This window comes from Sporosarcina saromensis, from assembly GCF_054901285.1.
Window position 1 is genome coordinate 565,964 of the sequence record NZ_CM142738.1, and the last position, 26,537, is coordinate 592,500.

The 26,537-nt window shown below is 39.5% G+C and carries 22 protein-coding genes, 2 rRNA genes and 1 pseudogene (1 of these 25 cut by a window edge); 10 read left to right on the plus strand and 15 right to left on the minus strand.

Annotated features, from left to right (window positions below):
• Positions 1 to 54: 54 nt before the first annotated feature.
• Positions 55 to 1,583, minus strand: a pseudogene (locus tag ACVHUV_RS02695) (histidine kinase N-terminal 7TM domain-containing diguanylate cyclase).
• A gap of 398 nt (positions 1,584 to 1,981) precedes the next feature.
• Here ACVHUV_RS02695 and ACVHUV_RS02700 point away from each other — a divergent pair.
• A complete protein-coding gene (locus ACVHUV_RS02700) occupies positions 1,982 to 2,227 on the plus strand; it encodes a cold-shock protein (RefSeq protein WP_371391278.1) in 246 nt (81 codons plus the stop codon).
• Positions 2,228 to 2,652: 425 nt separating this feature from the next.
• Here the strand turns inward: ACVHUV_RS02700 and ACVHUV_RS02705 are convergent, their stop codons facing one another.
• Positions 2,653 to 2,763 carry a putative holin-like toxin gene (locus ACVHUV_RS02705; RefSeq protein ID WP_462086058.1) on the minus strand — a complete coding sequence of 37 codons (111 nt, stop codon included), beginning with the start codon at positions 2,761 to 2,763 and terminating at the stop codon, positions 2,653 to 2,655.
• A 196-nt stretch (positions 2,764 to 2,959) separates the two neighbouring features.
• On the opposite strand from ACVHUV_RS02705, the gene ACVHUV_RS02710 reads away from it, so the two are divergent.
• On the plus strand, positions 2,960 to 3,301 hold the full coding sequence (locus ACVHUV_RS02710; RefSeq protein ID WP_371391277.1) for a toprim domain-containing protein: 342 nt from the start codon (positions 2,960 to 2,962) through the stop codon (positions 3,299 to 3,301).
• A gap of 351 nt (positions 3,302 to 3,652) precedes the next feature.
• On the opposite strand, the gene ACVHUV_RS02715 is transcribed toward ACVHUV_RS02710, so the two are convergent.
• On the minus strand, positions 3,653 to 4,123 hold the full coding sequence (locus ACVHUV_RS02715; RefSeq protein WP_371391275.1) for a hypothetical protein: 471 nt from the start codon (positions 4,121 to 4,123) through the stop codon (positions 3,653 to 3,655).
• A 312-nt stretch (positions 4,124 to 4,435) separates the two neighbouring features.
• On the opposite strand from ACVHUV_RS02715, the gene ACVHUV_RS02720 reads away from it, so the two are divergent.
• Positions 4,436 to 4,735 (plus strand): PIN domain-containing protein, encoded by a 300-nt coding sequence (locus ACVHUV_RS02720; protein WP_371391274.1) that lies wholly within the window; start codon positions 4,436 to 4,438, stop codon positions 4,733 to 4,735.
• Between the two features lie 248 nt (positions 4,736 to 4,983).
• Here ACVHUV_RS02720 and ACVHUV_RS02725 read toward each other — a convergent pair whose 3' ends face one another.
• The 4 genes from ACVHUV_RS02725 to ACVHUV_RS02740 all read right to left on the minus strand — a co-directional run bounded on the left by ACVHUV_RS02725 (position 4,984) and on the right by ACVHUV_RS02740 (position 8,783).
• Positions 4,984 to 6,096: a hypothetical protein gene (locus tag ACVHUV_RS02725; RefSeq protein WP_462086059.1), complete on the minus strand. Its 1,113-nt coding sequence runs from the start codon at positions 6,094 to 6,096 to the stop codon at positions 4,984 to 4,986.
• A 56-nt stretch (positions 6,097 to 6,152) separates the two neighbouring features.
• Entirely contained in the window at positions 6,153 to 6,956 is an 804-nt protein-coding gene (locus ACVHUV_RS02730) for a hypothetical protein (protein ID WP_371391272.1), read from the minus strand.
• 1 nt (position 6,957) lies between these two features.
• The gene (locus tag ACVHUV_RS02735; RefSeq protein ID WP_371391270.1) at positions 6,958 to 7,506 is read right to left on the minus strand and encodes a hypothetical protein; all 549 of its coding nucleotides are present in this window, start codon (positions 7,504 to 7,506) and stop codon (positions 6,958 to 6,960) included.
• Positions 7,507 to 7,604: 98 nt separating this feature from the next.
• Entirely contained in the window at positions 7,605 to 8,783 is a 1,179-nt protein-coding gene (locus tag ACVHUV_RS02740; protein WP_371391269.1) for a nucleotidyltransferase domain-containing protein, read from the minus strand.
• A 624-nt stretch (positions 8,784 to 9,407) separates the two neighbouring features.
• On the opposite strand from ACVHUV_RS02740, the gene ACVHUV_RS02745 reads away from it, so the two are divergent.
• Positions 9,408 to 10,547: a DNA topoisomerase gene (locus tag ACVHUV_RS02745; protein WP_462086060.1), complete on the plus strand. Its 1,140-nt coding sequence runs from the start codon at positions 9,408 to 9,410 to the stop codon at positions 10,545 to 10,547.
• Positions 10,548 to 10,951: 404 nt separating this feature from the next.
• Here ACVHUV_RS02745 and ACVHUV_RS02750 read toward each other — a convergent pair whose 3' ends face one another.
• Complete coding sequence (locus ACVHUV_RS02750) at positions 10,952 to 11,740, minus strand: S1 family peptidase (RefSeq protein WP_462086061.1); 789 nt, start codon at positions 11,738 to 11,740, stop codon at positions 10,952 to 10,954.
• Between the two features lie 160 nt (positions 11,741 to 11,900).
• On the opposite strand from ACVHUV_RS02750, the gene ACVHUV_RS02755 reads away from it, so the two are divergent.
• The 5 genes from ACVHUV_RS02755 to ACVHUV_RS02775 all read left to right on the plus strand — a co-directional run bounded on the left by ACVHUV_RS02755 (position 11,901) and on the right by ACVHUV_RS02775 (position 18,840).
• Positions 11,901 to 12,569 carry a response regulator transcription factor gene (locus ACVHUV_RS02755; protein ID WP_371391264.1) on the plus strand — a complete coding sequence of 223 codons (669 nt, stop codon included), beginning with the start codon at positions 11,901 to 11,903 and terminating at the stop codon, positions 12,567 to 12,569.
• The gene (locus tag ACVHUV_RS02760; protein ID WP_462086062.1) at positions 12,566 to 13,984 is read left to right on the plus strand and encodes a sensor histidine kinase; all 1,419 of its coding nucleotides are present in this window, start codon (positions 12,566 to 12,568) and stop codon (positions 13,982 to 13,984) included. The genes ACVHUV_RS02755 and ACVHUV_RS02760 overlap by 4 nt, the downstream gene beginning before the upstream one ends.
• A 129-nt stretch (positions 13,985 to 14,113) precedes the next feature.
• A complete protein-coding gene (locus tag ACVHUV_RS02765) occupies positions 14,114 to 15,502 on the plus strand; it encodes an FtsX-like permease family protein (RefSeq protein ID WP_371391262.1) in 1,389 nt (462 codons plus the stop codon).
• Positions 15,503 to 15,514: 12 nt separating this feature from the next.
• The gene (locus ACVHUV_RS02770; protein ID WP_085427813.1) at positions 15,515 to 16,174 is read left to right on the plus strand and encodes an ATP-binding cassette domain-containing protein; all 660 of its coding nucleotides are present in this window, start codon (positions 15,515 to 15,517) and stop codon (positions 16,172 to 16,174) included.
• Between the two features lie 527 nt (positions 16,175 to 16,701).
• Positions 16,702 to 18,840: a type IA DNA topoisomerase gene (locus ACVHUV_RS02775; RefSeq protein WP_462086063.1), complete on the plus strand. Its 2,139-nt coding sequence runs from the start codon at positions 16,702 to 16,704 to the stop codon at positions 18,838 to 18,840.
• 121 nt (positions 18,841 to 18,961) lie between these two features.
• Here ACVHUV_RS02775 and ACVHUV_RS02780 read toward each other — a convergent pair whose 3' ends face one another.
• The 5 genes from ACVHUV_RS02780 to ACVHUV_RS02800 all read right to left on the minus strand — a co-directional run bounded on the left by ACVHUV_RS02780 (position 18,962) and on the right by ACVHUV_RS02800 (position 23,236).
• The gene (locus ACVHUV_RS02780; RefSeq protein ID WP_462086064.1) at positions 18,962 to 19,351 is read right to left on the minus strand and encodes a hypothetical protein; all 390 of its coding nucleotides are present in this window, start codon (positions 19,349 to 19,351) and stop codon (positions 18,962 to 18,964) included.
• A gap of 75 nt (positions 19,352 to 19,426) precedes the next feature.
• On the minus strand, positions 19,427 to 20,806 hold the full coding sequence (locus tag ACVHUV_RS02785) for a sensor histidine kinase (RefSeq protein ID WP_462086065.1): 1,380 nt from the start codon (positions 20,804 to 20,806) through the stop codon (positions 19,427 to 19,429).
• A complete protein-coding gene (locus tag ACVHUV_RS02790; RefSeq protein WP_462086845.1) occupies positions 20,803 to 21,474 on the minus strand; it encodes a response regulator in 672 nt (223 codons plus the stop codon). The genes ACVHUV_RS02785 and ACVHUV_RS02790 overlap by 4 nt, the downstream gene beginning before the upstream one ends.
• Before the next feature lie 3 nt (positions 21,475 to 21,477).
• On the minus strand, positions 21,478 to 22,293 hold the full coding sequence (locus tag ACVHUV_RS02795) for a YihY/virulence factor BrkB family protein (protein WP_462086066.1): 816 nt from the start codon (positions 22,291 to 22,293) through the stop codon (positions 21,478 to 21,480).
• Positions 22,294 to 22,555: 262 nt separating this feature from the next.
• Positions 22,556 to 23,236, minus strand: a complete 681-nt coding sequence (locus tag ACVHUV_RS02800; RefSeq protein WP_462086067.1) for an ankyrin repeat domain-containing protein — start codon at positions 23,234 to 23,236, stop codon at positions 22,556 to 22,558.
• A gap of 147 nt (positions 23,237 to 23,383) precedes the next feature.
• On the opposite strand from ACVHUV_RS02800, the gene ACVHUV_RS02805 reads away from it, so the two are divergent.
• On the plus strand, positions 23,384 to 23,905 hold the full coding sequence (locus tag ACVHUV_RS02805) for an imelysin family protein (protein ID WP_462086068.1): 522 nt from the start codon (positions 23,384 to 23,386) through the stop codon (positions 23,903 to 23,905).
• Positions 23,906 to 24,813: 908 nt separating this feature from the next.
• Here the strand turns inward: ACVHUV_RS02805 and rrf are convergent.
• Together rrf and ACVHUV_RS02815 are read right to left on the minus strand one after the other, a co-directional pair.
• Positions 24,814 to 24,929 (minus strand): 5S ribosomal RNA (gene rrf, locus ACVHUV_RS02810).
• An 84-nt stretch (positions 24,930 to 25,013) separates the two neighbouring features.
• Positions 25,014 to 26,537 (minus strand): 23S ribosomal RNA (locus ACVHUV_RS02815) (it continues 1,408 nt past the right edge of the window).

A 26,537-nucleotide genomic window follows, 5' to 3' on the forward strand; every position in this document is an offset into this window, starting at 1 on the left:
AAATAGCTTACTGAATGTGTTTCCCCATTCGGTAAGCTATTCTTGTGTTCCCCTTTACCTGGCAACCTCCAATTTATTACTTCGTTTTGCGACATACATCACTTGGTCCGCATGATGCATAAGTGTTTGTTCATCCTCACCATCTTCAGGAAATTGACTGATGCCAATGCTAAGCGCAACAGGTACATCAGGATGGGTTGTCGTTATATATTGTGAAAATGTTGATTGTAATTGTTCGATAAACTGACTTGTTAGCTGTTTGGAATGTACCTCTCGTAGGAAAAGAACAAATTCATCCCGCCTAAACGTGCAACATCTCCTGTATCCTTTACCGCATCTTGCAATATTTGTGCGGTAACTTGAAGCAGTTCATCCCCTACTTGATGACCATACGTATCATTTAACCTTTTGAAATTATCGATATCTATCAAAAGTAATGTAAGTGATTGCTGTTCATTTCGACATGTTTCCATTGCTGCTTCTAGTTGTTTAGTAAACAACCGCCGATTTGGTAAGCGCGTTAAGGCATCATGGTAAGCAAGAAATTCGATCTCCCTTTGATATTGTTTTTGCAACGTCACATCCTGGAAGATTAATAGAATATGCATCTGATTGTCCACCAGTATATAATCTGCATTGACGAGCAATAAAACTTCGACATCATTATTTGAAATACTCAGCGCATAATCTTTAATTTCTTTTTCGCTTAAAAGCTGTTCTTTTAACTGATCGTCTAGTAAAGCAAATAGTTGCTCTTGTCGAAGATTCAAGTTAGCAAGCAATTGTGTTGCTGCAGGATTTGCATCATGAATAATTCCTTTAAAGTCTAGAAGCAAAATAGCATTTGGATTTAAATGAAACAATTTTTCATATCGTTTATCGTACAAATTAAGAAAATCATGTTGTTTCATTATCCGGCGTAGAAAATAGCACCAAACGATACCGGCGTATATATAGGAATAGGGCGGCAGCATGTTTTCGTAATTTATAAAGCCCAATACAATATTTAATATAATTGCTACCCAAACCCCGACGATCAGTTGTTGGTAGATTGCCCGTTGTTCTTCAAGTTTCGTCCTATATTTTGCAATTACTAAAGGGATTAAGTAGAGAAAATCTATGATCGTACCAATGGTCATGACAATGTAATAGTTCATATTGTAAATTGGATATTTCCATATTCCCACTTCAAAAAAGTCTTGTGTATAAGTCAAGTTAGCACCAGTGAAAATATTTAAAATAACAAAAATCAGAGGTACATAAAAGATGTACGGATACAGAAAACGAGGCCACTTCGTATAAAGACCTGTAAATTTGATAAGAAAGTGAAAACATAAACCAGGAATAATTGTACCTACACTACTTAGCCAAAGAGCAGATAGAATAGGGCTATACTCTATCGGAACCTGATTTCTCACATACTCTTCTACGAATAATAATATAAAGCAAACGGCAATAAGGCTTAGTAAAATGTGTTCTGTTTTTCTTTTATTGCGAAGAAGAATATCCGTTGCCATATAGGTCAAAAATAAAATTGGTAGTAAGTGGGTCATCATCAATAGTATTGCCTCGTTCAATTCCATGCATCCAATGTCCTCCTTTCATCATAAATGAAACTCTATAGTAAACGATCCCACAATTCACTTCCCTAATATTAAAATTTTCCGAAAAAATTATGTATGGGTTTTATTGAAGTCAGGGGTCTATCCCTGTTCATTATGCACCATTCACTATAAATTTAGCTATCTACGATTATATCATTCATAATGTTTTGCTAGAAGCTAATTAATACTACTATTAGAAATCATCCTCTACATCTTCCTTACATAGCAACCCACCCCAAAATGTGAGATAATCAATCCAACAGAACGAACGTACTACAGATCAATTGAGGTGCTCCGATGTAACTGGCGCACACTCAGTCAGAATATCAAACAGCTATGGGTCAACTCGTTGAACAGCAAAGGAAGGACGAATTGATATGAAACGAGAGGGAATTGTTAAGTGGTATAAAGAAGATAAAGGCTATGGTCGCATTATGCTTGACGGGGAAGATGGGAATCACGTTTTTGTTCACTTCAGCGCGATTTCTCCTGATAATGAAGCTTTCAATAATGGATTTAGATATCTTATACAAGGTCAACGGGTTTCTTTTGACTTAGTCGAAAACCCAAATTCTACTGACCAAAAGCAAATAGCAGAAAATGTGATGATTATCGCTGATTAAGAAGTTTTTATCGCAGATGTGTGTAGAAACGTTCGCATGACTCATTAAATGTCAGGCTGTGTTTATTGGGTCCTCTTCAGATAAATTTCGCTTCATCATAAGCCAACCCATTTACTCATATTATACTATGGTGATCTCTTGTTAACAGTTTTATATCTACAGTTATATAATATCGCAATAACAAAAATAGGGAGCACAAATTCATTATATAATTAGCAGACTGCGCGATATAGACTTAAAACAGAACAAGCTCTCCAGTTGATAAACTGTATATTATTACTTATAATGAACATATACTAAAAAAGACTGGATGCGCGAACACCCAGTCAATTGCAACTTACATCCGCTTGCAGAGCGGTTGGCTAGAAATAAGAATGTTAACAAGAAAAAGTAACTATCTCACCTATGCCAATAGCGGAGGATGGTTACTTTTTTCTATTGGTGTAGAGAGCAATTATTGCAACGATAGCTGTTGCCATCATAGCGAGGAACATTCCAAATTGTAATAGCATGTCCATTGCTTCGTAAGTCACCATGTAAACACCCCCTTTCACAAAGGGAGTGCCACCGCCCATCCGCTAGAAATGTAGCTGCGACTACAAGTATATCATTAATATTGTTTTGCTAGAAGGTAATTAATACAGCTATCTTCCTTACATAGCAACCGCCCCCAAAATATGAGATAATAAATCCAACAGAACGAACGTACTACAGATCAATCGAGGTGCTCCCATGAAACCAGTTATTCTAGCTGAAAAACCTTCCCAGGCGAAAGCGTATGCAGACGCTTTTTCGGTGCGTAAATTTGAAGGATATATGGAAATTCAAGCGTGTCCGATATTCCCAGAAGGGGCTTATATTACATGGGGTGTCGGCCACCTCGTTGAATTGAAAGAGCCTCATACGTATAACCCTGCTTGGAAACGTTGGTCGCTCGGCAGCTTACCGATTTTGCCGGACCGTTATGAGTTTCAGGTGGCAAAGGGAAAGTTTAAGCAGTTTCAAGTTGTGAAGAAGCTCATTAAGGGGACGGATACGGTTATCAATGCTTGTGACTGCGATATATCTCCATAAATGTTTTTGCACATAATATAAATAATTATCCTTATTCATGCGTTACCTAGATCCTTATTAATAATTTTACGTGCACATTACCTTTTAGGTGCACATAAAGCTATAAACACCTATGATTTATGTGCAATCTAACCACAAAATAAAGAGACAATTAGGTGTAGATAATCGTCTCTTTACTCTTATTAAATATGAATTTTGTCCTTAGCAATACAGATTGTTAATCAAATAATAATTCAATGGAGCTACCCCAAATACAGAGGCACAGCTCTATTATTTTAAGCAATAAACTCGGTTTTCTTTCCACGGTATCACTTTTCTGACTTTTTACGTTCTTCTATTTTCAGTTCAAATTTATTGTTGACGGTATATACTAGTTTTCCGGGATTTTTTCTTCTTTGTTTTTCTTCTTTGTTTTTCTTCTTGTAGTTCCGAGATACGTTTTGCAAAAGTTTCATAGGTGTGAAGTGTCTTTTCTTTACTGATAACCAAGGGTTCATAGCATTCTATTTCGTATTCCTTTTTTAAAATATAATCAATTAGCTCGATGGTTTTTGGGCAATCAATAGCTATGTTTTTTCCATACGACCATTTTTTGAATAGATCCTTAAGGTCTATTTTATCTTTAAAAAACTTGTCTAAATTGAAATCCACGAGATACTTCTTATTAAATTCATTTAAAAGTTCTTCCCCCCTTAAACTTTCTAAGATATCGAAGGCACTACTGATAGAAAATAAATTCTTTGCCTCTTCTTTAGAATCAGCATCAATAATATCGCTATATTTCCATCCGTCATTTATTTCAACACTTGCCCAGTAAATCATATGAATTAATCCTCCATTTTTGTTAGTGAGGACAAGTTTATCATTTAAAATAACTATTTGAAACTTCACGCTTGTAAAGTGAATTTACCAAAATTCCATTTAATGGATTACTTTTCTACTCTAAGTAAACTTTTGACCTTTTAAAATTGGAAAACAATTAGTGAGGGATATATATATCTACTAAGAGTATAATATCGACAAATACGTGAACTTTTTTATCATACCGTTATTCCATAACATTTAACTAATTAAATGTTATAATTATTGTACAATTCGAATGTTCATTATTAAATTACTATACCCAACAAAGTATTGCATCCTGTTGTTTTCCGTGAATTAGAGGGATTAAAGAACAACGTTGATAGTACAACCAGATATAAGGCGCAAAAGGGCTTCGTCATCATCGAAAAGTATCGGAATTACAATCGTTTATTTTTGGTACGTGAAAACACAAGAGATATAAAATACTCAACAGCTGATGAACAAATTATTTCGGATTTACTAACTAAAGTTGAGGAAGGTTCAAAACTAGTTTTTGCCTCACATGATAAGGGTGCTAGAATTCTTGCCCGTAGGTTAGACATATCTATAATCAATCCTAAAAAAATGTAAAGATTAATTGTTCCTCATCGAACATTGTTTTATAGGCCTGCAATCCATTAGTAAAAGGCGCAACTTTTGAAGGACAAAAGCCAAATTCCCCGCTAGAAATAAATAGGTATTTGGCCTGTTAATCTTTCAAAGATTTAAACGTTACCCTTTTGGTAAATCATGTAACAATAGTCGGTAATGTCACGGAGTACCTTTCAAATTAATTAACTTTTCTAGGTATCATCATCTCATTCCCACCCCATGGCCCCTTAGACCCCTTTCCTTATAATAAAGTTTCCTTTCTCTTCATTTGTATAATCAGGATGAGTAATCGTTCCCCACCAAAATAATATTTTAAGCTCACTTGGTAATATATTCTCAACAGCCCTTACAAGATCGGTACATATATTTAATGCTTGTATGATTTCTTCATGGCCGATATTAAGCAAAGGCAATAAATGTGATTCTCCATTCTGGTCGAATGCAGAAGCATGAATAAAACGATTTCTTTTCTTATTCAAATCATCGTACTCTTCAAATAACCTGCTAATCTCCTTAGTATTTTCTTCATTATCGTGGCAAAACTCGGGAATAATCAATTGTTTAATAACTTGTTCATCTTCGACCTTCATATTTTCCATGAATCTTCTTACCGATTCAGTTTCCAACGAATAATTACTCTTCTTCACATCATAAAAAACATGGTATAAGTATGCCTCCACGAAGGTGATTGCACTTATATTTAAATACTTCCTAAGCGTTAGTAAATCATAGTTCAATTGCTTATGAATCCTATTATATGGTTCGTTAAATTTATTCGAATAATCTTTTTCCTGTTTGATTTTATCTAGATACATCCCCCATAAATTTATTAAATCTCCGTAAGTTAACAGATCGGGATAAGTAGGCGTTATTCCACGAGATAAATCTATATCTACCCATACGTGTGGACGCAAATTGTTGTCTTCAACATTTCTAAAAACCTTTCTAAAATAATTTCCTACTTTAAAAGTTTGTTCCAATTCTGAAACTCGTAATAGTACTTTTTTATTCTGAGATGACTGTTCAAAGATTTTTCTTGTTAATTGGATAACCTCATTTATGAAATCCTCCTGCTCTTTTCCGTCAGGTATTAAATCATTAATTTTAGTTAAGCAAGCTGATTTAAAGCTTAAGAATTCATTTTGATCAGTATATTCCATTGGAAAAAGCAAGATATTTCTACATTCATTTAAAAAAAAATAAACGCTTTCGAATCTAATACCCCTCAACATTTCAAAAGTTAATAAAGTCAAATTTAGCTTGTAAAATTTTTTAGGAATCCTACTTAATCTCTTAAGGGTTGCCCTACTATATAACTCTTTTATTTCTTTGTAGTTCATTTAAAGCCTCCAACAACTAATGATTAATAAAAGGTCTTAGTCACAGGATTATTAAGTCATTGAATCGCATGAGCTTTGCTAAACTTATAATCCTTTGAATTTTGTTCATATACATATATTTCATTAAAACCTGTTCGACCACCATTTTTAAAGGACCCTAATACTATTTCTTTTGTGTGTTGGGTATTGGTAGTTGCAAAGATATTTACACGATTATATTGTAATCGGTAATTATTTGTTTGTTCTCTGACGACAGCCGTAAACTCTTGGTTATATGTTCTAACTCCTGAAAAACTAGTGCCACGTTCTATTAAAACTGTTGGTAACGACCTTTTTTCAATAGGTAAGTCATCTAACTGAATTTGATACGTATCAGATAATATAAAGTTAATCTCATCCGATTCATTATCAAGATTAAGTGTCACCACTTTAATTTTATCCGTCCTAGTAGGATGTGTATCAGAAATCATGCAATCAAATACATCATTGAATAAAAGTTTAAATTGCATATATAACGGGACTCTGACTAATGTTATTTCCTTGTAGCCTAATCCTCTACGACCTGCCAAAACAAAATATCTCATAGGGTAATCAAAATAATCACTACCTGTATTAAAAGTTTTGTTCTTGTTAATATGCCTTAGAAAGCCAAATACCATTACAGTAAGAATGAAGCCCAACCCTAAAGAAACAAGCTTTTTGTAAGATACAACCCCATATATCATTTGCTTCATATCAGTTAAGTCGCCTAATTTAATACTCACTATCCCCCACAACAGATCAATGGGTAATACAATTGAACCTAAAAGGGGAATTAACACTAAAATATACTGTATAATAACTTTCCATTTATTAATCATTTTAGTACCCCCGTTTTATCAATGTATACTGCTCTTCCCATTCACTTCGTGGTAATAGCTTGCGCATTTGCTGTACATTCTTAAAGAACCTACAGGTTGAAACGCGTTTTTTGCATCCGCAAGGACAGAGTAAACGATTCGCTTCCCTTTTGCTTGTACCTAGCAAAAACAGCATATGATAAACTTTCTTCTCTTCTGATAAATTAAATAGATTTTTAAAGTCTTCTATTAAACCTAGTTTTCCATGTGCTAGTTCTCCAAAAACAAAAGATTCACCCTTATAAATCTTCAAAGATACTGCATATAAATAAGGAAGTATACAGTTTTCAAAAAAATAAATTAGACTTGGATTTTTTCTCATTGTCATCTTTAATCGAATAGGGGCACCCAAACAAAGGGAGCCATCATAATTCACATGATTTTCAGGAATTCTTTCCACTTTATTCGATGTTTCAAAGACTTTTGGTAATGAGTTAGGGTATTCCACTGGAATTTGAATTTCCAGTTCAAAATCGACTTGGATATCCCCGTATTGCTTGTTAACTAGCAATCCCTCATACTTCCCTTCTAAAACTAGTTCGTTTCCTGTTGTAAGTTTCATCCTAAACGTAGGGTAATGTTGGATGAAACTTTCTACATACCTAAACATTATAGACTTCTCCACGGTCGAGCCGAAGGTGTCCTAACTTCATGTTGCTGAATCAAAGATTTTTTATAACCAAATTTACTTTGTAACGTTTCTTCACTGAAATTTAATCCAAAACCTTTCTCTAACACGTAACTTAGTTCTTTAGAGCGCTGCTCGTTAATTAGTTTTGTGAAGTCCAATTTGGCTTGTTCTAACCATAAATAGAAATTCCTTTCTAATTTCAAATATGCAAACTTAGGGTCATCCCAGCGATCCGTAAAGTCTTCTTCGGGTTTTACAGGGTTGGAAATTCTAGGAATAACAGGATTAATATACTGAGACATCGTATTCAAAATATTTATAAGTGCTTCTTCAATACATTGCTCACCTTTATAGGCTTTAGCTGCCAAAGTAGTAATGATAATAGAAATAGGCTTACTTTCTTTTACTATTTCATTGGCAAACATAGTGTCCCTATGACGTTTTAGTAATTGAATACAGCGCTGCAATACAGATTTTTGTTTATACTCTGGGATGGTTTCAATACTCGCTTTCCGAAGGTCTTGTTTATCCGGCGCCATCTTATTTTGAAACCATAATAAGTATCCTTGTTGATTACTAATGTGCCACTGGTCCGAAATTACATTATAATTTTCCTTCTCTTTATCGGGAATATTTACTGCATATATAGCTAAGTCGGAAGCAAATTGTTCATCCTCTTGATAAGATTTTATTAAATTTGAACGGTATTCATTTTCCTTTTCTTTTCCTAAAGGAATACAAGGCACAAAATCTAAGTGAAACGGCACTTCATCTTTGTAATATAAGCGTAAACAACGCCTTTTTTCTTCAATTTTATGATGAATACCCACTTTCTTACGATACAATTCGAGTTCGTCTTTCACCATCTGCAAAAGTTCTTTTTGTGTATGCTTTTCTTTAAAATCGAAGATATTTACTTTGCAACTCATATCTAAATCATATTCTTCTCCTTCTTGCAACGGTTTTATAGTAGTACCTTGTCCAAATGAACCTTGCACAGAAATAACAACATCTTTTAATGTACTCTCTTCTCGATTGAACCATTCTCCAAGTGAATAGTATCGTTGTCGCACCTTTTCTTCAACGGATTTTGGTAGGTCAAGCTGTTCAATCATCTTTTCTAATAGCGTCTGTTCTTTTACTGTCGGTTGAGTCAATAGTAGTTTCCCTTTTCTTCAAGATTTTTAAATAAGAACCACTGCTCACACTGGTCTTACGACTTTAAATTGGCATCCCTTTATCCAAATGTATTCTTGTATAGCCGTCTTTCATATGATACATTTTAAATTATTAATTATTTATTTCATCTCGCTTTTGGTGAAGCGATGTGAGCAGACAGAAGTTGTCGCTTCTGTGAATTTAGGAGCTATGAATATTCTCTTTGATACTCAGGGATTATTCATAGTTTTTTCTTTCTCCCGCAACAACGTTTGTTTCAAAACTGTTTAAAACTTTACAATAAAATCCAAGTAAATCTATAGTAGAACAACTCCTACATTTTCCCAACCCCCTCCAAAACACACTATATTGTATGCCTGTGTAAATTAACATACAATATATAGTTGTTATTATCAAATTTTTAATTATTAATACTTTGGAAAGTCATCATGACTCGTATAGATTAGATAATACTATTATTCTTTCATTAACAATTTTAATCCGCACCCTTTATTATGATAGAATTAAATACGAAAGCTAGTTCGTATAGATATTAATAAAGATTAAACTTTTTAAGCATAACGAATCTGTCTAATATCAAACGTTTTGAAAAGGTGATACCAATGACAAATATAGCAATTTTGGCTGAAAAACCATCTCAAGCAAAAGCATATGCTGACGCTTTTTCAGTAAAATCCCGTCATAAAACACATATTGAACTGAATCCATGCAGTACGTTTCCTAACGGTGCTACCATTACCTGGGGGATCGGACATTTAGTTGAATTGAAAGAGCCAAAAGAGTATCGAAAAGAATGGGCTTCATGGAGCTTAGAATCTTTGCCTATTTTACCCGCTAAGTACGAGTATAAGGTTTCCTACGACAAGCGAGTCCAGTTCAATTTTATTAAACGGTTGTTCAATGAACCTACCGTAAATACAATTTTGAACGCCTGCGATTGTGACCGTGAAGGATCTAATATTTTCTATTCCATTTCCTACATGACCGGTGCAAAAAACAAGACAATTAAACGACTTTGGATTAACTCATTGGAAGTTGAGGAAGTGCGAAAAGGATTTAAGAACCTTCAAGATAATAAAAAAGATCTTTTACTCTATTATGAAGCGAAAACACGACAAATCAGCGACTGGCTCGTCGGTATGAATGGGAGCAGACTTTATACCCTACTACTGCAACAAAAAGGGTTCAATGAAAGTCTTTCGATTGTACGAGTACAATCTCCAACGGTTTATCTCATTTACCAACGGCAAAAAGAAATAGAGAACTTTGTTTCCACCCCTTTTTATGAGATTGAGGGGAATTTCACAGCTAAAAATGGGACGTATAAAGGCAAGGCAAAAATCAAAAGCGATAAAAAAGAGGAAGTTCTTCAATTATTGCAACAGCATAACATCATGGAACACAATGAAGGGTTTGTAAAATCAGTAACGAAGAAAGAAAAGCGTACTAAATCACCTAAATTACATGCTCTTTCGACGCTTCAAGCTGTTGCAAATAGGAGATGGAGATACAGTCCTGCCAATGTACTAAAGATAGTACAAGGCTTATATGAGAAGAAACTTGTCACTTACCCGCGAACCGATACACAATTCATTACTAACAATGAGTTTGCCTATCTCGCGGACAACGTGGAACGCTATCAACAAATCGCAGGTATTTCGTTTCCAATTGTTTCCCCAAGGTGCCATCATTACATGGGGGATTGGGCATCTTGTCGAATTAAAAGAACCGAAAGCCTATGATGCACGCTGGAATCGGTGGACACTTGGTAGTTTACCGATTTTACCTGAGCGATGAATTAAAAATAAGATAAGATGTCACGGTAGAAGGAAAATCAGAATAGATGCCCGATCATTTTTTTAATAAGACTTAAGGAAAATGACAGAATAAGCTTTTATCATACAAAACATAAAGGGATCATTGAGAATAGGTGGATGCCGGGCGGAATAGATGCATCGGCCATCCAGCTAGGAACAGGTGTAGATAGTATGTATGTTGTGAGAAATGGGGATAAAGTCGTTCCTGTTCCCGGAGACCGGTTTGAGGCGCCTGCAAATAATTAAATGTGATTGGGATAGATACGATCCAATCACATTTAATTTATTATATGAATCCCCTTCTCTCTAAGCGCAGCTTGAAAAGAACATCATCTATTATTTTCAATAAATGTATATATCTCGTCTGTCAGCAAAAAGCCGAAACCCATAATCTCACCGTCGGCTCCATCATTGCTCGCATTCGATAAGCCAATAACTTTACCATCCTCATTAAATAAAGGAGATCCCGAATTGCCATGTGTAATGAAGGCATCGTATGCTAGGTAATTTTCGCCTAAAAACATTAAAACTTTCCCTTTACTATCCCATAATGTTCCGTCTTTCTTATCACCTGGATAGCCGATTGTGTTGACGGCATCTCCTACTTTGACTTTCTTTATGTCCTCCAGTGAAGCAAGCTCGAAATGTTCAAGATTGTCATCGATTGTTTGTCCATCCTCAGTCGGACTTACTTCAATGATGGCCAAATCTATTTCTTCAATTGGAGAAGGCGTGACCTTTTTCACTTTATAATCAATCGTCTCACCAGAATCATTTTTTACACGGACAATCATCTTATTTTCCTCGACAGAATCTACGACATGCCTATTCGTCAGGATTTTACTATTACCGATCAAAAACCCTGTACCGTGTTCTTTTTTTCCTGCTTCTCCAATCCATACAATTGATTGGTATTTAGTATTTTCAACCTGTTGAATTTCAGATCTACTTTTATCCTTATCTTCCTCTTCTATTTCAACCGCCTTTCCATTTTCAGCTACTTCTTTTTCTAGCTCCGTTATCCTTTCTTGGTCTACTTTTTCCTTCGTCATCCCGCAACCGGTCAGTATAAGTATCCCCCCAATTAAAAGAGCATTTAGTCCAAACTGTCTTCTCATATTTTTTTCTCCTCTCTAGTTCTTTCTGTCGACATTGCTAATTTACATTGGCAATATGAAACGTAGATGAAATTAAAAAAGTTTAGCGGTTGATATGAAATGACCATCCATTGATAGTATGATGATGTTGACGAAATACAGCAGAAATGAGGAATCGACAATGAAAAAAAAGATTTTATTAGTAGAAGATGAGGAAACGACACGAGAAGGCATTGCCGAATATCTCACAGTGAAAGGGTATGAAGTGGTGGCTGTAGAGGACGGCGAAGACGCGATTCACGAATTTAGCCGCACGGTTTTCGACTTAGTAATTTTAGATATTATGCTTCCAAAAGCGGACGGCTTTGACGTTCTGAAGACGATTAGGGATTCAAACCGGACTTCGGTACTTATGCTAACTGCGATGGACGACGAGTACACACAAATCATGAGCTTCGAGGAACAAGCGGATGATTATATGAGTAAACCATTTTCCCTTGCCGTGCTAGAAAAGCGGATTGAGGCCTTGCTCAGAAGAAGAAGGCCTGATTATAACAGGGAATTATGGATATATGGGGATGGAAAAGTGGATTTCTCCGGCTTTAGTGCAACCTATCAAGAGGAAGCGGTCGATGTAAAACCGAAAGAAATTAAGTTATTGCAGCTATTGGTCGAGCATCCCGGACAAGTCCTTACGCGCAAGCAAATTTTAGACAAATTATGGGATTTTGAGGAGGCACCACTAGACCGTGTCATTGATGTGTATATTAAGAATCTTAGGAAGAAGCTTCATCTTGACTGCATAAAAACCGTAAGAGGCGTCGGATATAAATATGAGGAATCTGTATGAAAAAGCTGAAATTGTTTCCGAAGACCTTCCACTACACGATGGGCATTATGAGCATTATCGTCTTGCTCGTCCACGGGCTCATGTATGTCATGCTCCCCTCTTTTTATCTTGAACAGAAGAAAGAAGAAGTGAATGTGAAGGCGAATGAGCTGATGAGCGCATTGGAGAAAACAAATGAAGCGCAAGCCGTGAAAATCGCCGAGCAATATGCGATCCAGCATAACGTGAATATTACGCTTTTTATTAACGATAAAGCTTACAGATACCAAGGGTTTACACCTATTGATATTTTCTTCGACCCTGGAATGGAAGAGGAGCTATTCGAAATCCCTTCAGAGGTGGAAATCAATACAGCTCAACTAGGCGAAACAGAGTCACCTCAAGTCATCCTTGGGAAGCGTACATTTGAAAATGAAGATTATTTGACTTATGAATTTCATCTTTTATTAAGCATTCAACCGGTAAATGAGACGAAGCAAGTGGCTTTCAAATTACTTCCTTATTCGATAGCCATCAGCTTTATCATTTCCCTTATTGCTGCCTATATTTACAGTTCGGTCATTACAAGGCCCATCAAAAACATCCTGTCCGCCACAAAAGATATGGAAAAACTAATCAAGGATAGCCATTGCCTTGTCGAAAGCGAAGACGAAATCGGGATGTTAGCAGAAAACATTAACTCTCTATATGACACCTTATGGAATACGATTGAATCGCTTGAACAAAAGCTCAATGATATCAGCGAGGTGGAAAAAGAAAAAGTAGAATTCTTACGAGCTGCTTCCCATGAATTGAAAACACCGTTAACATCCTTACATGTTTTATTGGAGAACATGAGATATGAAATTGGTAAATACAAGGACAGGGATTTCTATTTGGGACAGGCCCAAGAGATGGTAATGGATTCCACCAAAATGGTGCAAAACATATTAAATACGAGCAAATTGCAGACCGTCTCACACGAAGAACAGAAGGAAAATGTAGATGTCAGGGAAGTTTTATTAGAGACAGTCGATTCCTATAAAATTTTGGCGAAAGCAAAAGAAATCCAATTGACCCTACAAATAGAAGATACTTGCTTCATCTATATGAATAAGAATGCTTTGAGAAAAATATTCTCCAATCTTCTAGCGAATGCCGTCAACTATACTCCTAGGGGAAAAAGAATCATACTCCGAATTGCGGAAGGACAGATTTCCATCGAAAATGAATGCACGCCACTTTCAGAGGAAGTATTGGCGCAAGTTTTTAAAGCTTTTTACCGACCAGACTTCAGCAGGAATCGAAAAGACGGTGGAACGGGTTTAGGCCTGTACATTGTAAAAGATATTTTGACACATACAAATCTCCGCCACTCTTTTACGCCGACTGACATAGGGATGAAATTCATCATTGAATGCCCCCCGACTCAATAGGAATAAAGTGATCAAGATAGTTTTGTAGAAAATTCCTCTACAGGCTATCTTTTTTCATTTTCCTGAATTCATATAGGTTTCATATTGCATCTGTAATCTATGTTTTGTAAAGCAAAGGAGGCATTTGGAATGTCAATGATAAAACGTGCATGGTATTACGTCACAAGAAAAAAGAGCAAGTCGCTGCTCATGTTCCTCATTCTGTTCGGAATCGCCACTGCGACAATTAGCGGAATTGCAATTAAAAAGGCGACTGTAGATACGAGAAGCAAACTCAACCAATCGATCAATGCTAGCTTCACGCTAGAAAATAATTTACAGAACAATATGGGAGTTGGTAGCCGTGGCCTGGGGAATGTACCCGCTTCTGCAGTCGAACAGATTAAGTCGATTGACGGAATTACAGAAGTCAATGCAAGGATGCTAGGTGAGGTCGATCTGATTGATTTACAAAAAGTGAAACTTACGAATCCCAGGGTCCAGTATAATGAGTCGCTTGAAGCGTATAAGAACTTCTCCGACTTGGAAGGAATGACAGATTCTTCTTTAGATAATAAATTCATCAGTGGAGTCCTTTCGCTTTCAAAAGGAAGACATATTACGAAAGAGGATACACAGAAAGTGCTAGTGCATGAGGAATTTGCAGAACTGAACGATCTAAAACTGCATGATAAAATTTACGTACAGGCAAGTGTATTATCTTCGGTTCCACCAAACGAAGCTGTAACAAAAGAAAAAATGGCGCTTGAAATTATAGGGTTGTTCAGTGGAAGCAATATGGATAGGGCGACGACAGAGCATGAACTAGTAGAGAATGCCATCATCTCAGATATGCAAACAATTAAGTTACTGAGAGGGTATAACGATACGTCGGCCATCTACCAAAATGTCAACTTCTATCTAAATGACCCGAAAGAGCTGCCCACCATACTTGACAAGGTAGGCAAACTGCCGATTGATTGGTCAAATTACCAAATCACAAAGTCTTCCAATGACTATCCGGCGTTAACAGCTTCCTTGGATAGCATGGATGAACTCATCAATAAGATGCTGATTGGAATTATCGTCATCAGCGCAATTATCTTATCGTTAGTTCTTGCTTTTTGGGTGAATGGAAGAATTCATGAAACAGGTGTCTTGCTATCATTAGGCGTCTCAAAAATAAACATCATCACTCAATATGTTGTTGAATTAGTAATTATAGCTGTCGTTAGTTTCGGTCTGTCCTATTTCTCAGGCCAAGCGATTGCGCAAAAGATTGGGGATAGCATGGTTCAACAGGCTAGTGAAGTAGGTGCAATGAGTGCCCAGCAAGATCTTGGAGGGATGCAGCTAGGAGCGGATCCCAATTCGGGTACATTCACAAAAACATTGGACGGTATCGATGTATCCATTACACTCGCTGAAATGGGGTATGTATGGTTCATCGGTGGATTGATCATCTTGCTGTCAGTCAGTATCTCTTCCATCTTTATCATTCGGTTGAAACCGAAAGAAATACTTTCGAAAATGAGTTAGGAGTAGATGAACATGGCAATTTTACAACTGAAAAATGTTTCATATGCATACAAAAACAACAAGAATAAAAAAATATTGAACAGTGTAAGCACGGAATTCGAGAAAGGTGTGTTTTATGCCATCCTTGGTACATCCGGATCCGGCAAAACGACATTATTGTCGTTGCTTGCCGGATTGGATGAGCCACAATATGGCGAAGTGAAATTCACCGGAGAAGATATTAAGGTGAAAGGCTATCGGCATCACCGGAAAAACCAAATTTCACTAGTCTTCCAAAATTATAATTTGATTGATTACATGACGCCTTTGGAAAACTTGAAGCTTGTCAACAAACGGGCTGATAAGCAAATCCTGTTAGATTTTGGATTGGATTTAACGGATATCAAACGGAATGTTTTGCAACTATCAGGCGGGCAGCAGCAGCGTGTCGCGATTGCAAGGGCGTTAGTGACGGACGTTCCGATCATTTTAGCAGATGAGCCAACCGGTAACTTAGATGCAGAGACTGCGGATGATATTATTGGAGTTTTAAAGCAGAGTGCGCATATGCAAGGAAAATGCGTCATTGTCGTAACCCACAGTAAACACCTTGCGAATCAGGCCGACGTGGTTCTTGAATTAAAAAATCAAAAACTTTTGCAACTAGAAAAAACCATGCCAACGCGATTCTGATTGATGAAAATAATCGATTGAAAGAAAACCATGAGGAATCCAAGAGGGATATGCTCTAATGATACTTGTATTGTAAAAATAGGAGAACAAGATTATTGTTACTTATCCGCTGACAAAATGTCACGATTGTCGGTTTTAGATTCCTTAATGCCATTCATTTACGCATAGAATTCGGAAAAGGGCTTTGAGATGAATTTTAAAGACTATATATCAATCTATGAGATTTCAGTTGAGAAATTTAATAAAAATCCAAACAGCGTATACTTTATTAGTAAATTTAAAGAATTAATACAGAGGCTACCAGCTGAATGTAAAATAACATAAATTGATTTAACAACTAATCACCTTATAGAAAAGCACAATAAAAATGTTAAAGAATTATTTTTAAAAGAATCAGTGAATCACTTTGTTAGGAACATATATGTTCTTAATTGGCCTTAATAATGCATTTGGAAACCACCTCCGTATATGCGATAATTCAACTATAAGAACTACTGTATCATCGCAAAAAGAAAAGAGGTGTTCCTATGAAACCAGTTATTGTAGCCGAAAAACCATCCCAAGCAAAAGCCTATGCGGAAGCTTTCACGGTGAAAAGCCGCCACAAAACACATATTGAACTTGCCAATAGTCAACTTTTTCCGCACGGCGCTATTATTACCTGGGGTGTCGGTCACCTTGTCGAATTAAAAGAGCCTAAAGCCTATGATGCACGCTGGAATCGGTGGACACTTGGCAGTTTACCGATTTTACCCGATCGCTATGAATTTCAAATTGCGAAAGGCAAATATGCACAGTTTCAAGCGGTGAAAAAATTTATTTTATCAGCTTCAACAGTGATTAATGCATGTGACACAGATCGCGAAGGATCAAATATCTTCTACAGCATTTATTACCAAACTGGCGCACGCAATCAGATGATCAAACGGCTATGGATCAACTCCTTGGAAGCGGATGAAGTACGGAAAGGTTTTGCGAATTTGCGGGACAATCGGAAGGACTTAATGTTGTATGAGGAAGCAAAAGCCCGTCAAATTAGCGATTGGCTCGTTGGGATGAATGGATCTCGGCTGTATACGCTGCTTTTAAAAGCAAAGGGCGTTGAAGAGGTATTTCCGATTGGACGCGTACAAACGCCTACTGTGCACTTGATTTACCAACGGCAACGGGAGATTGAGACGTTTGTATCGGAACCGTTTTTTGAAGTTGAAGCAACGTTTACAGCGGAGCAAGGGACGTATAAAGGGAAAGCAAAAGCGAAAGAGCCGAAACGGGAGATTATTCAAGAGTTGTTAAGAAGTCATGGCATTCGACCAGATTCACCCGGTGTCATTTCCTCTGTTACGCATACGGATAAACGGACGCCGCCACCTCAATTGCATGCATTATCCACTTTGCAGGCAACTGCGAACCGTCGATGGAAGACGAGTCCAGCGGATGTATTGAAAATCATGCAAGGGCTTTATGAGAAAAAGCTTGTTACGTATCCACGGACGGATGCGAGACATATTACGCCAAACGAATTTGCGTACTTGAAGGACCAGGTCGGCGATTACCAACAGCTCATTGGCCATTCATTCCCTGTTGCCTCTCTTGCACCGAAAAAGCGCTATGTTGACAGTTCGAAAGTCCAGGAGCACTATGCGATCATTCCGACGAAGAAGATTCCGACACAAGCGGTGCTTGGACGCCTGTCTCCTCTTGAAAGGAACTTGTATGAAGAAGTCGTCCGGACGACGCTTGCGATGTTCCATTCCGATTATTTGTACACGGAAACGAAAGTAACGACGGATGTGAATGGACTAGCGTTTTTTACTACCGGAAAAACGGAACGTGATTTAGGGTGGAAGGCTTTATTCCAACGGTCGAAAGATGAAAAAGACGAGCCCTCTTTGCCGCCACTGTGCAATCAGGAATCCGTGCAGAGTGCGATCGACATCAAAGAAGGCAAGACGATGCCACCGAAGCCGTATACAGAAGGGCAACTCATTGCGATGATGAAAACATGCGGGAAGCTTGTCGACGATAAAGACGAGACGGATATTTTGAAGGAAATTGAAGGATTGGGCACTGAAGCGACACGAAGCGGGATTATCGAGACGATCAAAAAGCATGGTTATATTACCGTAGCAAAAAACATCGTCTCCATTACCGCAAAAGGCCGTGTCCTTTGCCAAGCGATTGAAGGCAACTTGCTCTCGAGCCCATCGATGACTGCGAAATGGGAAGCGTACTTGCGAAAAATCGGTAATGGCGAAGGAACCGGACAACATTTTCTGGAAAACATCGAGAAGTTCCTTGTTAAGTTATTGGAAGAAGTACCACGGCAGTTGGAAGCAACGCCGATCGATGCATCACTTGTACCGCCACGGCAATCTAAATCACGCGGTTCCTACCAAGCAGCCCAAGTAGCCCCTTGCCCTCATTGTAAAACAGGGATGATTATTGCGCATAAATCCTTTTACGGCTGCAACAACTATAAAAACGGCTGTAAACAGACGTTTCCTGGCATATTTCTGAAAAAGAAACTGACGCCCGCCCAAGTGAAATTACTCTGTACAAAAGGGAAAACGAACGTCATCAAAGGTTTCACTGCCAATAACGGCAACCAGTTCAGCGCAAGCCTTGAATTGGAGAACGGCAAATTGAACTTAGTATTTACGTAAGCCATCCTACGAAAAACCGACCTCTCCCTAGTGGAGAAGGTCGGTTTTTTGTCCATTTTGATGCCGGGCCTCGAAATTATTCAGAGTGTTCCTAATTGTGTTGGGGACAGGCACCGTTTTTTTAGTTCTTTTTAACTAAAAACGTGACGAGGATGAAGAGGGCGAAGCTGAGTAATAATACGCTTCCACCAACAATATAGAAGATTAGAGAAAAGGTTTCGTTGAGGCCGAATGGTTGCATGAATTGGAACCACATGCCTGCTGTTAAGCCGATGGAACCGATGATGGCAGTCCATCCATGAACGGCAACCAACTTTTTCGCACGTACTTGATAAAGCTTGTAAAATACACCCCATGCAAAGACGGACAACCAACCGACGACGAGAATGTGTGCGTGTATTGGACGGAACGCGTAAGATCCTGATCCCGCCATATGTGAACCTAAAAATGCGCCAATTAAACCAAAAACCGCTGAAATACGGATTAAACGTAAACTCCATTTTTCTTGCATTGCGTATTCCTCCTGTTTCATTCATGTCTTTCCTATAGAATACATTCCCAACATGAACGGAATATGAACAACACATTACAAGTTTGGTAGTGTGACCGTAAAAGTCGTTCCTACACCTTCTTCACTCTCAACTTTCACGGACCCTTTATGCAGCTGCACAACCTGGTGGACGATGGACAACCCGAGACCGGTCCCCTCAATGTCCCGCGTTCTTGAATGATCGACACGGTAAAAACGGTCAAAGAGCCGACTTAAATGTTCTTCTGCAATACCCATTCCTGTATCACGTATACGCACTTCCACAGTATCCAACTTACTCGTCAGTCGAATATCAATCTCCCCATCGGACTGTGTATACTTTAACGCATTTGACAACAGATTCTCCCACACTTTTTCCAAAAATGAAGGGTCCCCTGTAAACTCCACTTCATCCAGTTCCATCGATAACGACAGCTGCTTTTCCTCTAGCAACCACCTAAACTTGCGGACAATCTCTTTTACCTGTTCATCCAGACGGAATGCTCTGCGTCTTAACGGAGATTCAAGTTGATCTAAAGAAGTCAATAACAATAGTTGTTTTGTCAATGAAGACAAACGCTCCGTCTCAGATTGAATGACTTTTGCATAACTTCTTCGCTTATCAGGTGAAAGTTCCTCATCCACAAGTAATTCTGCAAACCCTTTAATATTCAGTAGCGGTGTTTGAAAGTCGTGAGATACATCACTAATGAATTCCTTGCGCATCCGATCATTTTCACTCAACCGCTCCGTCATCCGTTGAAAACTTTGCGCTAGCTGCCCAATTTCATCTTGTCGATTAATATCAAGCGTCCCTGAAAATTGCTCCTCCCCAACCTTTTTCGCAGCGACCGTCAATTTTGTAATCGGCTCGATCAACTTTTTCGCGACAATTAACATCGACAACAAGCTGACAATCGCCATGACGATCACCATACCCCCTAACAAGTAATGCACTTCCGTAAACAATAGTTTAATATCCGGTCGCATGAAAAGAGCGTACGTCGTTCCTTCATATGTAAAAGGCACGCCAACCGTATTGGCGAGTTCATCTGAAAAGAAACCGGTCATGAATGTTTCTGTTTTCAAGTCACGCATACCGTGATACAGTTTGCCGTCCAGTACTTCTTGAATTGATTGCTTGTCCAAATTCTCAACTCGGAACGGAGCGCCGAACTTCATAACCTTCCCCTGCTCATCAGCAACAAAGATTTTATATCCCGCATCCGCTTGTGTCTTAAAATAATTCCGTAGATCGCCGTGTTCATCCGATTCAATATATGATGCAATCGACAATGCAATGTTCATATTCTTCGTGTCATTCTGCCCTTTTAATTGCTGATGGTAATATGTATTTACTGCAAGAAATGCGATAACCGCGCTCGTAATCATAATGCCTAGCGTGAACGTCAAAAACTTCCCATACAATGACCTCATGATGAAACCTCAAGCTTATAGCCGACGCCCCTCACCGTCGAAATCTTAATCGCTTCAGGAAGACCTTCCAGCTTATCCCTTAATCGTTTAATGTGTACATTCAACGTCTGTTCATCCCCCTCATAGTCAAACCCCCATACACGTTCAATGAGGAAATTCCTTTCAAACACATGATTCGGTTTGGAAGCGAGCACAGACAACAACTCAAATTCTTTTAATGGCAACAACAATACCTTTCTGCCAATTGATACTTCATAGCTTTGTCGATTAATTTTCAACGGGCCAACTTGAATATGCACATCGACCGCTTTGTCATACCGACGTAAAATCGCATTGATTCGAAACAACAGTTCCTTCGGTTCAAACGGCTTTACAACATAATCATCCGAACCCGCCAAGAAGCCCCTTTCTTTATCCTCCAGCTCCCCTTTCGCCGTGAGCAATAAAACCGGGATATCCGCTTCGGCACGAAGTCTTTTCGTCAATTCATACCCATCCATCCCGGGCATCATCACATCCACGACAGCCAAATCCGGCAAATCTTCTTCCAACAGTTCAAGTGCCTTTACACCATTTGCTGCTTTCAGTACCTCATATCCCGCTTGCGATAAGTGGATAGTCACCAGCTCCACGATATTTGGATCGTCATCCACAACAAGAATCCGCATCATTCATCTCCCCTTCCTACTTAACGACCTACGCCACTCCGAGTTCAACAGTCCCGAAAGCATCAAAATCACTGCGGTCAAATAAAACCACAACACAAGTAAAATAATGCCTGATAACTGTCCGTAAATTTTTGTATAATCGACATTTGCAACGTAACTTCCAAAAACAAGAGAAAATAACTGCCAACCGAGCGCAGAAAAAATCGCACCAGGCACGACTTCCTTCACTTTCATTTTACCTGTCGGAACAACTTTGTAAAACAATAGGAAGAAGAGAAATAAAAACAGCGTACCTAATCCCCACTTCACATTCGGCCAAATATACAACCACCCTTGCCACTGCTCGACAGTATCATAATACGTCACAACTTCACGCAAAGCCCGCTCTACTAAAGGTAAAAACAATGAAGATGACAACACTAGCATGAATAAAAACGTCACCCCTAAATCGCGAATCAACACTTTCCAAAACGGATACTTTCGAACATACCCATTGGCCAGATCAAGCGATCGCGCTAACGACTGCACCGCCACAGATGAAATCCAAAAAGCAATGGCAAGACTCGTATATAACACTTTTCCCTGCACTTTATAAATGATAGCCCGAACATTTTGCTCAATAATCGAATACGCTTCACTTGGCGCAAACGGTTTAATAAAAGCGAGAAACATCTCTTCATCCACCGGTAAATAGCTAACGAGGGAGAAAAGAAATATGAGAAAAGGAAACATGGATAGCAATAAGTAATACGCCGTCTGTGCGGCCTGGTCAAAAAACCGATCCTTGAAAAATCGCTTGATTACATTAATGAAAAGCACCTTTTCCCACCTCCTGTCATCAATATACCCTATTCTTACCGTAGAAATAGAATGCCCAAAAAATTATTGAAACCGTCCTGATTATTTGACCGTCATAAGTTCGTTTTTAAGCAACCAATTCGTTAAAGTTACTCCTTTCGCCAAGTTCAACTTGTTTAGCAACACCATGCGTTTCTTAGCCTTTTCATTGACCCCAAGTTGTTTTACAACGTCAATAATCAAAAAAACCCCGCGCAAGTGCCCGCGCGAGATGCATGTAACCTTATTGTGCTCCTGCTTCAAGAAGTAACTTCTCAATCTCCACAAATCCTTTTGCTTTCGCATGTTGCAACGGCGTCACACCATCTGAATCAGGAATCGTAACGTCTGCCCCATGCTCAATAAGAATAGTGATAATTTCCTGCTGCTTTTCATTGCCATCATTCAAGATAACGGCCTCCATTAACGCTGTCCATCCTAAGTTGTTTACATGATTCACATCAACAGTCGTCTCCTCCAGCAACAACTTGACTGTCTCCACATGCCCACGCTCTGCCGCAGGAATCAATGCTGTACCTCCATACCGATTTACAACAGTCGGATCTGCCCCTGCAGCAATGGTAAGCTTCAATATCTCAATATCTCCTTCAGCGCCTGCAAATAAAAACGGACTGTTTTTCATATCGTCCTGTAGATTCACATCCGCACCCGCATCAATCAGTGCCTTAGCCACATCCGCATTACGCGCATACGTTGCTATCATAAGAGCCGTCCGTCCCTTATCGTCCTGCGCATTCACATCGACACCTGTATCAACTAATTGCTTAACTGCCTGCAAATCACCCTGCTCTGCAGCGATAAATAATGAATTCATTTGCACATCCTCCTCTTTATTCACCTGTGTTTTTGAACAACCTTGTAACATAACTACAAAAACGAGTACTGCTAGTAATAGTCTTCTCATCTACTACTTACCTCCTTCTGTCCATTCTAAATCATTACGAACTAGACGCAAAAAATTCAACTTTCTTCCTGCATTTTCTATTAACAAATTAATGAGAATGATTATCATTGATAAAGTAATTCATTTACTTTAGAAAGAAGGATCTCTATGAAAACAAAATCACTTATGTCTGTATTGTTAGCTGGTGGTATGTTAATGGCTGGCTGTACAAATTCAGATACAAATACAACCGTCAAACAAGAAACAACTTCCATCGATTTGCAACAAGAACTAGATGCATATAAAGACTTCGCATTGGAACAGATGGATCAATTCGTCATCGAAACAGGGAAATTTGTATCGGCTGTGAAAAACGGTGAGGTGGAAAAAGCGAAATCGATTTATCCGTTAGCACGTATGTATTTTGAGCGATCTGAACCGATTGCTGAAAGCTTTGGCGACTTGGACCCACGGATTGATGCGCGCCTTGCAGACCTACAAGACGACGGTAAAGGAGAAGAGGACTGGTCAGGCTACCACAAAATCGAATATGGCCTTTGGGTCGAAAACACAACTGCCGGTTACGAAGCCGTCGCAGACCAATTGTTAAAAGATGCTAAAGAACTGCGTGCTCGTGTAGAAACGGTTGAAGTGACGCCGGACTTTGACTATGTTCCAACTACTGTTTAGCCCGGCTTAATAGCTTTTGCGGTGTTTGAGCTCGTTATGCTGTTTTTCTTTTGCTTTTGCCCCGTTTGAGGGTCATTATGCCGCGTTCCTCTTGCTTTTGCCCCGTTTGAGCACCATTATGCCGCGTTTCTCTTGCTTTTGCCCCGTTTGAGCAAAGTATGCCGCGTTCCAACGAATTTTGCGGTGTTTTATTCCATTCCTTTGATCTATCATTACACCTAATAGCTTTTGACAATTAAAAGGAGTTATTGTGGAGATATAAACGATAGAGGAAAAACTATCAAAAGTCCTCTATACACCTCTTACTTATATAGAAAGCCGCATAAACTGTTCAAATGCGGCATATTTCGCCAAAACGCGGCATACTACCGACAAACGGCTCATAGATCCATCATTCGCGGCATAACCTTCCCAATCGCCGCATACTTGCCCGAAACGCCTCATAACCCTTATAGAAAGTATCCTCTAATTTAAACATTAGACTAGTGGAGATATTAGGCAGTTGTCCTATTGCTGATCTCTTCCATTCCTTCAAATTAAATTTATTAACGTAGCTAGTTTCCTGATCTATTATTGCACCTGATAGCTTTTAACATTAAAAGGAGTTATTGTGGAGATTTTAACCGCAAACTAGAAACCTATAGAGGAAGAACTATCAAAAGTCCTCTAAACACCTCTTACTTATATAGAAAGCCGCATAAACTGCTCAAACGCGGCATACTCCCGACAAACGGCTCATAAATCCATCATTCGCGGCATAATCTTCCCAATCTCCGCATACTTGCCCGAAACGCCTCATAACCTATTAAAGAAAGCAGCCACCTTTTGAAATAATCTTCATGTTCAACCGCCGTTTTAAAAATCTCCTAAAAACACAAAAAAACCAGCCCCCACAGGGGATGGCCTTTGCCCGGCGACGTCCTACTCTCACAGGGGGAAGCCCCCTACTACCATCGGCGCTGAAGAGCTTAACTTCCGTGTTCGGTATGGGAACGGGTGTGACCTCTTCGCCATCGTCACCAGACAATTAAACGAATCTTGTTCGTTCAAAACTGAATAAAACCAACATTGTTGCTAAACACAAGTTCAACCATACTTAATTAACATAAAGGATAAGTCCTCGATCGATTAGTATCCGTCAGCTGCACGTGTCGCCACGCTTCCACCCCGGACCTATCTACCTCATCATCTTTGAGGATCTTACTTACTTGCGTAATGGGAAATCTCATCTTGAGGGGGGCTTCATGCTTAGATGCTTTCAGCATTTATCCCGTCCATACATAGCTACCCAGCGATGCCTTTGGCAAGACAACTGGTACACCAGCGGTATGTCCATCCCGGTCCTCTCGTACTAAGGACAGCTCCTCTCAAATTTCCTACGCCCGCGACGGATAGGGACCGAACTGTCTCACGACGTTCTGAACCCAGCTCGCGTACCGCTTTAATGGGCGAACAGCCCAACCCTTGGGACCGACTACAGCCCCAGGATGCGATGAGCCGACATCGAGGTGCCAAACCTCCCCGTCGATGTGGACTCTTGGGGGAGATAAGCCTGTTATCCCCGGGGTAGCTTTTATCCGTTGAGCGATGGCCCTTCCATGCGGAACCACCGGATCACTAAGCCCGTCTTTCGACCCTGCTCGACTTGTAGGTCTCGCAGTCAAGCTCCCTTATGCCTTTGCACTCTACGAATGATGTCCAACCATTCTGAGGGAACCTTTGGGCGCCTCCGTTACACTTTAGGAGGCGACCGCCCCAGTCAAACTGCCCACCTGACACTGTCTCCTACCCGGATCACGGGTAAGGGTTAGAATTCCAATACAGCCAGGGTAGTATCCCACCATTGCCTCCTCCGAAGCTGGCGCTCCGGATTCCAAGGCTCCTACCTATCCTGTACAGGCTGCACCGGAATTCAATATCAGGCTACAGTAAAGCTCCACGGGGTCTTTCCGTCCTGTCGCGGGTAATGCGCATCTTCACGCATATTATAATTTCACCGAGTCTCTCGTTGAGACAGTGCCCAGATCGTTACGCCTTTCGTGCGGGTCGGAACTTACCCGACAAGGAATTTCGCTACCTTAGGACCGTTATAGTTACGGCCGCCGTTTACTGGGGCTTCAATTCAAAGCTTCGCTTGCGCTGACCTCTCCTCTTAACCTTCCAGCACCGGGCAGGCGTCAGCCCCTATACGTCACCTTACGGTTTTGCAGAGACCTGTGTTTTTGCTAAACAGTCGCCTGGGCCTATTCACTGCGGCTCTCTCGGGCTATTCACCCTACCAGAGCACCCCTTCTCCCGAAGTTACGGGGTCATTTTGCCGAGTTCCTTAACGAGAGTTCTCTCGATCACCTTAGGATTCTCTCCTCGCCTACCTGTGTCGGTTTGCGGTACGGGCACCTCCCGCCTCGCTAGAGGCTTTTCTTGGCAGTGTGAAATCAGGGACTCCAGGGAAAAATTCCCCTTGCCATCACAGCTCAATGTTATAGGAACGGGATTTGCCTCGTTCCACACCTCACTGCTTAGACGCGCATGACCAACAGCGCGCTCACCCTATCCTACTGCGTCCCCCCATTGCTCAAACGGCGGGGAGGTGGTACAGGAATATCAACCTGTTCTCCATCGTCTACGCCTT